This window comes from Streptomyces sp. NPDC014882 (assembly GCF_043081325.1).
GTDB lineage: Bacteria > Actinomycetota > Actinomycetes > Streptomycetales > Streptomycetaceae > Streptomyces.
Genome location: NZ_JBIBWL010000024.1, coordinates 41,608 through 50,135, shown reverse-complemented (window position 1 = coordinate 50,135; position 8,528 = coordinate 41,608). Strand labels below are relative to the sequence as shown.

The following is an 8,528-nucleotide window of genomic DNA, read 5'->3' as shown; positions in this document are numbered from 1 at the left end:
CACAACGACGCATGGGACGCCCACGCCTGGCTCATCGGCGAGGACCACGGGGGCATCTGGGGTGAGCCGGAAGGGGAGGAAGCCGAGTGGCACGCTCGGCTGGAGGCCGCCGTCGAGGAGTACGCCGCCAAGGTCGGCGTCAGACCGGCCATGGACAACAGCACCGACAAGCTGCGGGGAGTGCAGGGGAACATCCACCACAGCTGGGACAAGAGCACAGAGGCGTTCCAGCGCCTGCGGGAGGAGGCGGTCCGCGAACTCAGGGACGCCCCGGAGCGGTTCGACGAGGTCTACGACCGGGCATGGCGGGAGCTGCCCGGACAACCGCTGTTGCACCTCGCGACCTTCAACATGGAGTCGCTCCAGTACGACTGGATGGACGGCGACATCAGCTGGTTGATCAGCCGCGACGACCTTCACGCCAGACGGTTCGACAAGGTCGAGCACTACTGGTTGGGCTGATTTCTGCGGTTCGGCCTGTCCCGGAGGCCTCGTGACCACCGCGTGATCACGACATCACACACCCCCTAGGGGGGCGGCAGGATGGACGGGCGGATCGGGCGGGCGTTGCTGGCCTGGGGGCTGCTGGCGGCGGTGGCCGTCACCGGGTGTACGGCGCAGTCGTCGGCCGCGCCGGAGCGCACCACGCCGGAGCGCACCACGCCGAACCGCCCCACGGCGGACCCGTCCCCCGCGGCCGGTGGCGGGCCCGACCGCGCGGCCGCCTACCGCAAGTGGGGGATCGAGCCGCCGGCCGCCCCGCCGGGTCCGCCGGCGACCAAGCCGGCACTGCCGGGCACCGGTGCGGGGCAGGTGCCGGTGATCAGTGAGATACCCACCGAGGAGAAGATCGTCTTCCTCACGTTCGACGACGGGGCGGAGAAGGACCCCCGGTTCCTGACGATGATGCGAGAGCTGGGCGTCCCCTTCACCATGTTCCTCACCGACGCCGCCATCCGGTCCGACTACGGCTACTTCAAGCCCCTCCAGGCCCTCGGCAACGGCGTCCAGAACCACACCTTGACCCACCCGAATCTGCCTGACCTGGGGCCCGCTGCCCAAACGCGGGAGATATGCGGCCAGCAGAGCCGGCTGAAGGACCACTACGGCACCGCGCCCAGGCTGTTCCGGCCGCCCTACGGCAACTGGAACGAGGCCACCCGCACCGCCGCCGCGTCCTGCGGCATCGAGGCGATCGTGCTGTGGCGCGAGTCCATGCAGATCAAGAACATGCAGTACCAGCTGCCCGGCGAGAAGCTCCGGCCGGGCGACATCATCCTGGCGCACTTCCGCGGCCCGTCCGAGCTCAAGGGCACGACGGTGACGGAGATGACCGCCAACCTCCTGCGGCACATCGAGGAACAGGGGTTCACGGTGGCCCGCCTGGAGGACTACCTCTGACGATCACCGCGCCGCCCCCCGGTCCTTCTCCGCGGCCACGGCCGAGGCGGACACGGACACGGACACGAGCGTCGCCGAGCCGAGCCCGCCCCACAGCGCGGCCGGCCCGTGCGGTGCCAGCGCAGTGACCAGCAATTCGAACAGCTACCGACCGTGGTGCCTCCCGAAGCGGTGAACATCCGCTGTCGCGTCTCGGGTTCTGGCACGACTTCTGCGGATACGTGGCAGCGGTTGCCGGCGACCGGACAAAGATTCGTCCGCGGAGAATGATGTCTCTACGCTTGGCCAGAGCGGGAGTGCGCGCATTGCCGCAGGTTGCGGTGCCGTGGCAGAGCGGTCCATTGCGATCGCCGTGGGCGAGGTCCCTCCCACGGCGACTGACGGAGACGGGGCGGACCTGCTCCCATCTGTCTCGCGGGTTCACATCCCGTCGGCACCGCAGCCGGCCAGGACGTAGCACGGCGCACGGACCTGCCGCCCCGCGCCAGATCCACAGAAGGTGTGCCAGAACCCGTTCTCGTGAACAGAGCCAGAAGGCGGCGTCGACCATCGGCGACTGACCTCGCCCCGCGGGCAGGTGCCTGCTTCGCGTCCCAGCCGATGGTGAACGCCTCGCGGTGGAAAACGGTGCCCGTGCGGGACTGGCGGGTGCTCCTGGCCCGGACGGGTCCGACCAGGCCGACGCCGTGCTCGCGGGCAACCTGCTGTTTGAGTACGGCACGCGCAGAGGAGGCGGTGCGGAGGTTTCCCCGCACCGCCCCCTCCCGCGCGGGGTCACTCAGGCCAACAGGGCTTATTCCAAAGCCAGTTGCCGCAGCTGCGCCTTCGTCAGCGGGTAGGTCTTCAGCGGCGGCCCCTCCTTCCCGGGGCCATGGATGCCCGTCCAGTTCCTGATGGACAGCACGGTGTTGTCGTCCCGGACCAGCCAGGCCTCCCACCAGCTGTTCGACGCCTTGTTGTCTTTCGCGCCCGATGCCTGCCGGATCGACAGCAGGCCGACGCCGGGCACCTTCTCGTTGGTGCAGTCCTTCTGCCACTTGTGTGCGGAGAGGAGGTCGATGACGGGCACGTCGCGCGGGAGCTGTCCGGGCACGGCCTGGAAGATCCGGGTTTTTTGCGCAGGCCGGCGGGTGCGCCACTGTGCGTGATCCGGTGAGGACTGGGCCGTGCGCCGCACCCGAACCGCGGTCGCCGCCGCTGTGCTCGCGGCCCTGCTCCTCTCCGCCACCGCCCACCCTGCCCCGGTCTCGCGGCTGTCGTCGCCGTGCGCGAGTCGGGCCGGAGCATCGCTGTGCCGGTGCGCGGCGTGTTCGGCCGGCTGCCCGTCCTCGACCGGCAGCCGTCGCCGGCGCAGTCGCCGGCCTCACGGCCTCGTCGGCCCGGTTGTCAGTGGTCTGCAGCATGATGCGGGACAGGTGACGGCCTGCCCGACAAGGGGCTTTCGAGGCCGTCCTGGACGAGGGGGTGCTGTGCGCAGACCGGTCACGGGCGAGGTGCACGTTCACTACGGTCAGATCTACGTCGAGAGCGATCCGGCCGGCACGACCCCGGGTCTCCCGGAGGCGTTCGCGGGCCAGAACGGCGGGTTGTGCGGGGCCGCGGTCCCGGGCGCGCTCTGGCTGCACACCGGACTGCACACGGGCGACGTCGGCTTCGTCGTGGAGGTCCACGACACACCCCCGGCGCTGGACCCGGCTTGGGAGGACGTGGTGGAGGTGTCCTTCCGGCCGGTGTCGGAACGCACCAGCCTGGTGCAGTGGGCGGGTGAGGCCGCGTGGGACCTGGACCTTCCTCGGACCGACTACCGGGTGCGGTACTGCGCCCGGGGGATGGACCGGGGACGCGAACGCGACACCCGAGTGAGAGGGGAGCCGCAGGCGGACAGCTACCTCCTGCAGTTCTGGCCCGCGCCACCCCGCCCGGACCGGGTCGTCCGCCAGACCTCGCAAAACGCCGCGTACTGGCACCGCTACGCGCGCGACCTTCCGCCCCCGCCCACCCCCGAGCAGCGCGCCGAGACCGAGCGCCTGGCCCGCCAGGCGCAGGAACGGGCCGCCGAGGAACGGCGAGTGCACCACGAGCAGTGGCAGTGGGGCGGACGACTGCCGAGCCAGGCACTGCGCGACGCCCGCGAGAGCAACGTCCTCGGTCTGCTCCGCTTCGACAGCGACCTGGTGCACGCCCTCGACGCGGCGGGTCCAGGCGTTCAGCGTGCGGTGGCGTTGCTGGCCGCGCGGCGGGCCTGCGAGGCGGCGGGCCTGACCGACGTGTCGTGGGTCGCCGAGGCGCTCACCGCGTTGGCGCACAAGCGTCCGCTGCCGCCGCCGTTCGACGACACGACCCGGATGTGGGAGACCCTGCGCTGCGATCCGCGCGTACCGGAGCGTTCGGTGCTCGAGGCGATACCTCCGGAGCGACCGCCGTACCGGCCGCCGATCCCTGCGGACCGGGCGCTGCACCAGCAGCAGGCCACTGCGGCGGTGACGGCCGGAAGAAAGAGGAAGTGGGTCTCGGCCACGCAGTCGGGGGAGGGCACACCGAGCCGGCCGGGCCTCGGCCGGGGACTGGGCGCGCTCGTACCGGCGGCGCCCGCCGACCGGAGCACGACACCGGCCGCAGGCACGGGACACGAGGCCGCCGTGGTGGTCCACACCTGCGGCAGCCCGCGCGAACCCTCGCAGATCGCACAGCCCTACTTCGCCCTCCCCGCGGTACTGGCGGCAGCCGAGCCCGTCCCGCTCAAGGCGGCACTGGACGCGGTGTGGCACGCCCTGAACACCTACGGCGAGCACTACCCGGAACTGCTGGAAGAGATCCGGTCGGCGTGCGCCGAGGGGGCGGGGGAGTAGACCGCCCCTGCGTTGTCGCCTGCCGATACGGCGCCCGGCGCCCGGCCGGCTTCCCCGCGGGCATCGATCCCGGGGTCCTCCATGCCGGGCGGGAGCCGCGGCACGTCCACGGCCGCAGCACGCCGGCGCTCGTCGTGGACCCCGCGCGGCTGGAGGCGCCGGTGCGGTACGAGGCCCTGGAGACCGGGGCTGAGAGGTTCCCGCAGGTGTACGGCCCGATTCCGGTGGACGCGGTGACCCGGGTGGAGCCGTGGCGGTGACGGACGGCCGCAGGTGACGCGGTGGGCGGCGGCGGTGTGGCTGGTCCTGGTGACCGCGGCGGGCGGGCTGACCCTGTGGTGGCAGGACCCGGAAGAGGCGCAGCGGCCCGCCCGGGAGAAGTCCGGCCCGACGCCGTCGCTCCCCGAGGAGCGGGAGACGGCGTGCGCGGACGCCACACCCGACGAGAACGGCGAACCGCTGCACCGTCCCGGACAAGACCGACCAGACCTGCAACCGCCAGGAACGTCGAAGATCAGGACCCCGCCGTCGGCACCGAGGTGCCGGGTGCCGAGGTGCCGGGTCAGGAACGCGCGCACCACGTCTCTCGCGGTGTCCTCCTCCCAGTGGGCGCGTTCGAGCAGGTGGCGCAGGCGATACGGCCGGTCCAGGCCGACCGTCTCCGCGGTCGACCAGCAGTTGCCCGCAACGCCCGGCATCAGTGACCCGCGCAGGTACAACACGCTGTTGGCCCGCAGGTCACGGCGGCGATATACCGGCGCGAGGGCTGCGGCGAGTTCGGCGAATACCGCTTCCATCTGCTCGGGATCTGCACTGCGCCGCGGTGCAGATCCCGAGCCGTGGTCATCGTGCGCGGGTCCTGTCACCTCCGATACCGCTGCGCCACTGCGGTGAAGGCGGCCTTGGGTTCCCATTCCATGTCGGGGTAGGTCTGTCCCGTGCGCCCTTCGAGGAGTTTGACGATGCCCAGGCCGGCCCGGTCCAGGTCGTCCCTGGGGTCGCCGTCCGGGCGGTGCGGGTAGCCGGGCAAGGCGAACAGGAACACGAACGCGCTGTCCACGCCCTCGGTCTCGAAGATCTCCAGCAGTTCACTCAGATATGCGGCCTGGCCGGCCTCGTCACGCTCGTATACGCCGTTCAGCCGTACAGGGGCCTTGGTCTTGGGGTCGTGCTCGACCACTTCCAGCACCCGCCCGCCGCGGTCTCCCGCGCCACGGTAGGCCGCGGTGCCGAACCCGGTGATGGCGAGTGGCTTCAAGCCCTGGGCCAGGGCGCGCACCGCGTCCCGGAACCGGTCGGCGACTTCGGCGGAGCGGATCAGCTCGAACGTCACGAAGTCGAAGGGAGTCCAGTCGACCTGCTCAAACTGGATGGATGCGTAGGTGAGTTCGCCCTGGAAGCACTCGCGGACCGTGGCCGCGGCGTCGCGGAGGAATGCGTTGATGCGCACGCCGAGCTCGCGCATCGCTTCGGCCCGCCGCTCGGGTTGGCTCATCAACTGCTCGACCCGCTCCTCGGGACTGTCTCCGGGCAGGAACCCGCGGTTCATCACGCTCAGCTCGACCCCTGCGACGAACACGACTGCGGCCCCCTGCTGCCGGAGCCGTTCCGCTCGTTCGGCGCAGTCGCGGAAGAACGTGAGGATCTGCTCCGGATCCAGCTCCAGCGGATAGGGCGAGAACCAGACCTCCAGGCCGAGCTCGGCGGCGGCACCGGCGGCCGACTCCAGTCGGCCCGGGTCGCCGCCGATGATCTGGACCGCGTTGCAGTGCAGGTCGTCGCGGATGATGGCGAGCTCGCGCCGGACCACCGCGGGGTCGAAGTACTCGCGGGATATCTGGCCGTGCACGACGAATCCGGTGTCGTAGGTCATTCCTCTTGCTCGCATGATGACGTCCTCCCTGTCGGTCTCGGTCGGGTCGAGGCTGACAGGGAAAATGCGTGCACGCAAATTTGCGTAAGCGCAATTTTGCGCGTGCGTAGCCCTGTGTGGAACGCTGACGTCGTGACGACACCACCACGAGGGCTGCGGGAGCGGAAGAAGCAGGCCACGCGCGAGGCGCTACGCGAGGCGGCCCTGCGCCTGGCCGTGGAGCGCGGACCCGACCGGGTGCGGGTCGAGGACATTGCTGAGGCGGCCGGGGTCTCGCCGCGCACTTACAACAACTACTTCGCCAGCCGCGAGCAGGCGATCGTCTCCGCTGTTACCGCGGACCGGGAGGCGCGCATCGCGGCGGCGGTCGCGGCCCGGCCCGCAGGAGTGCGCCTGGCCGACGCCGTCACCGAAGCAGTGGTCGAGCAGTACACGAACACCGGCGAGCGCGAACACAAGGCGCTGCTGCTGATCACCACCCACACCGCGCTGCGCGACGCGTTCCTCGACACCACCGCCGGCATCGAGCTCCCCCTCACGGCGGTGATCGCCGAACGCCTGGCCGACGCCGAATCGCACACGGCCCGCGTCCTCGCGGCAAGCGTGGCCGCGGCGGTTCGCATCGCGCTGGAAGGCTGGCTCCGGCCGGCCGGGAAGGCAGAGGCCGCCGAGAGTTTCGCCGCCGGAGGACTGGTCGTGCCCTCCGGCCCACTGCCCGACCAGCTCCGCACGGCGCTGGCCCCGCTCGCGCCCGCGTTCGACGCCGCCGAGCAACGCACCCAGCCGTGAAGCCGACCCAACCGGGGCATCCGCTGAACAATCAGTGAGCGTTTCCCACGGGACCACTGAGGTTTTTCAGCGTTGCTTCCCCGACGGCGCCGAAACCGCTGCGCCCGACGGGCCGGCCGCCGCCGAGTGAGCCGCTGTTGGGTATGCCGTCTCAAACGGGGCGTCGCAACGGGCGTCAGAGGGCCTGTGCCACTGCGGTGCGCAGTTCGCGTACGCCGCTGGTGCGCGGGTGCCGCTCGGCGAGTTCGGTGACGATGTGACGGATCGCGGGCCGGTCGCGGACCTCGCCGGGGCTGGCCCGGTAGGCGTCCAGCAGGGCGCGGGCGGTCTGCTCGGGCCGCTGCCAGGCCCACCAGGCGCGCGCCATGTCGGTGCCCAGGCGGGCCTTGCGTTCGGCGGTCGGGAACTGCTCGGGCCGAAGGTTCTTCCCGGCGTCCAGGGCGTCGCCGGCGTCGCCGAGTGCCCAGTGCACGCCGACCGCGTACAGGTCGACGGCGGCCGGGCTGATGGCGAGCAGCCGGCCCGGTGGAGCGGTCTGGGGCAGGCGGCGGGCGGCGCGGCGGGCCTCCTCGGTCATCGCCAGGGCCTCGGTGCGCCGTCCGGCCCGGGCGGCGGTGTAGGCCACGGTGCAGAGCATCTGCGCGTAGGCGGCGGCCGTGGCCTCGGTGTGAAGCCCGCTCGCCTCCAGGCCGTCGGTCGCCGAGGACATCAGGCGCTGAGCGGTGCCGTGCTGGTCCTGGTGTTCCCGCCGAGGACATCGGCCAGGGTGCTGCGCGCCAGTACCTCGCCGGATTCGGCCGCCCTTTCCTCTATCTGCCGGTACGTCAACCCCGATTGCTCTTTGAGTCTCCGTAGCAGCTCAACGAACTCGGCGGCATTCCGTGTGTCCTGCGGCGATAACTCTCCCCGGCTCTCCACGTCCAGGATCCTTGTTGAGGCCACGGCACCGCACAAGGTCGCCTCCAGTCCTGTTCGGCCCCTGGACACGGTCTCGGACATGAACCCGGACAGCCTTCTGACCAGTCCGGACGGCTTGGCCGCTATCAGGGAGTGCTCGTGCTCATTGCCCTGACGCGATTCATTCCAGCAAGCCCTGAGAGGGCGGTTCGTGATCATTTGGGCGTTTTTTGTCTTGAGGGGCGCTCATCAGCGGTTACTTCGAAAGGCGCTGTCCAGTGGGGCCACAGGCGATACTCGTCTTGTGGACTGGTTGGAGCGAGCTCGGGCGGCGGAACAACTTCGAGATCGGGACGAGGCGATCGCGCTCGTGAGCGCTCACGCCGAATGCTTCTCCGACGACCCGGACATGCACGACAACCATCTGTGGCACATGGATCTGCTGGTCCGAGCGGAACGGATTTCAGAACTTACGAAGCGCGCCCTCACGGATAGCCACGCACGTCGAAGACTTAACAGATCGCTTCGAGAGCGGGGTATGGAGGCGGCGCTGTGTGGTCGCGCCGAAGACGGCGACCGTGACGCCCTGTACGTCCTTGTTCGACTGATGTGCGAGACGGGTCGGGTGCGAGAAGCTCAGAAGGTAGTTGCGGACATCGGCCCGGAGGACCAGTACGCACGCCAGATTGTGGCCGGCGATTGCGGGACATAGGTGCCCG

General features: G+C 70.6%; 9 protein-coding genes, 1 tRNA gene and 1 pseudogene. 7 read left to right on the top strand and 4 right to left on the bottom strand.

Annotation, left to right across the window (positions count from 1 at the left end; all coding sequences use genetic code 11):
* The 3 genes from ACF09K_RS33755 to ACF09K_RS33745 form a co-directional block, all read left to right on the top strand.
* The coding region (locus tag ACF09K_RS33755; protein WP_392249155.1) for a hypothetical protein at positions 1-462 on the top strand (462 nt) is incomplete at its 5' end.
* Positions 463-543: 81 nt separating this feature from the next.
* Positions 544-1,401, top strand: a complete 858-nt coding sequence (locus ACF09K_RS33750) for a polysaccharide deacetylase family protein (protein WP_392249154.1) — start codon at positions 544-546, stop codon at positions 1,399-1,401.
* A 319-nt stretch (positions 1,402-1,720) separates the two neighbouring features.
* Positions 1,721-1,840, top strand: a tRNA-Gly gene (locus tag ACF09K_RS33745).
* Between the two features lie 354 nt (positions 1,841-2,194).
* On the opposite strand, the gene ACF09K_RS33740 is transcribed toward ACF09K_RS33745, so the two are convergent.
* Complete coding sequence (locus ACF09K_RS33740) at positions 2,195-2,494, bottom strand: hypothetical protein (RefSeq protein ID WP_392249153.1); 300 nt, start codon at positions 2,492-2,494, stop codon at positions 2,195-2,197.
* A gap of 376 nt (positions 2,495-2,870) precedes the next feature.
* Here ACF09K_RS33740 and ACF09K_RS33735 point away from each other — a divergent pair, with 376 nt between their 5' ends.
* Both ACF09K_RS33735 and ACF09K_RS33730 read left to right on the top strand, forming a co-directional pair.
* Positions 2,871-4,250 carry a hypothetical protein gene (locus tag ACF09K_RS33735; protein ID WP_392249152.1) on the top strand — a complete coding sequence of 460 codons (1,380 nt, stop codon included), beginning with the start codon at positions 2,871-2,873 and terminating at the stop codon, positions 4,248-4,250.
* Positions 4,163-4,510, top strand: coding sequence for a DUF952 domain-containing protein (locus ACF09K_RS33730; protein WP_392249151.1), 348 nt, complete (start codon positions 4,163-4,165; stop codon positions 4,508-4,510). Before ACF09K_RS33735 ends, ACF09K_RS33730 begins: the two co-directional genes overlap by 88 nt.
* A 602-nt stretch (positions 4,511-5,112) precedes the next feature.
* On the opposite strand, the gene ACF09K_RS33725 is transcribed toward ACF09K_RS33730, so the two are convergent.
* Positions 5,113-6,123, bottom strand: a complete 1,011-nt coding sequence (locus tag ACF09K_RS33725) for a hypothetical protein (RefSeq protein ID WP_392249150.1) — start codon at positions 6,121-6,123, stop codon at positions 5,113-5,115.
* A gap of 132 nt (positions 6,124-6,255) precedes the next feature.
* Here ACF09K_RS33725 and ACF09K_RS33720 point away from each other — a divergent pair, with 132 nt between their 5' ends.
* Positions 6,256-6,912, top strand: a complete 657-nt coding sequence (locus tag ACF09K_RS33720; protein WP_392249149.1) for a TetR/AcrR family transcriptional regulator — start codon at positions 6,256-6,258, stop codon at positions 6,910-6,912.
* A gap of 175 nt (positions 6,913-7,087) precedes the next feature.
* Here ACF09K_RS33720 and ACF09K_RS33715 read toward each other — a convergent pair.
* Positions 7,088-7,654 (bottom strand): annotated as a pseudogene (locus tag ACF09K_RS33715) (transcriptional regulator); the annotation flags it as partial.
* Positions 7,621-8,028: a hypothetical protein gene (locus ACF09K_RS33710; protein ID WP_392249148.1), complete on the bottom strand. Its 408-nt coding sequence runs from the start codon at positions 8,026-8,028 to the stop codon at positions 7,621-7,623. The gene ACF09K_RS33710 and the pseudogene ACF09K_RS33715, both read right to left, overlap by 34 nt.
* 85 nt (positions 8,029-8,113) lie before the next feature.
* On the opposite strand from ACF09K_RS33710, the gene ACF09K_RS33705 reads away from it, so the two are divergent.
* Positions 8,114-8,521 (top strand): hypothetical protein, encoded by a 408-nt coding sequence (locus ACF09K_RS33705; protein ID WP_392249147.1) that lies wholly within the window; start codon positions 8,114-8,116, stop codon positions 8,519-8,521.
* The last annotated feature ends 7 nt before the right edge of the window (positions 8,522-8,528 follow it).

Excerpts from the sequence above, each read along its gene's own strand:
- ACF09K_RS33725 (WP_392249150.1), bottom strand. The coding sequence starts at position 6,123 with ATGACCTACGACACCGGATTCGTCGTGCACGGCCAGATATCCCGCGAG.
- ACF09K_RS33710 (WP_392249148.1), bottom strand. The coding sequence starts at position 8,028 with ATGATCACGAACCGCCCTCTCAGGGCTTGCTGGAATGAATCGCGTCAG.
- ACF09K_RS33750 (WP_392249154.1), top strand. The coding sequence starts at position 544 with ATGGACGGGCGGATCGGGCGGGCGTTGCTGGCCTGGGGGCTGCTGGCG.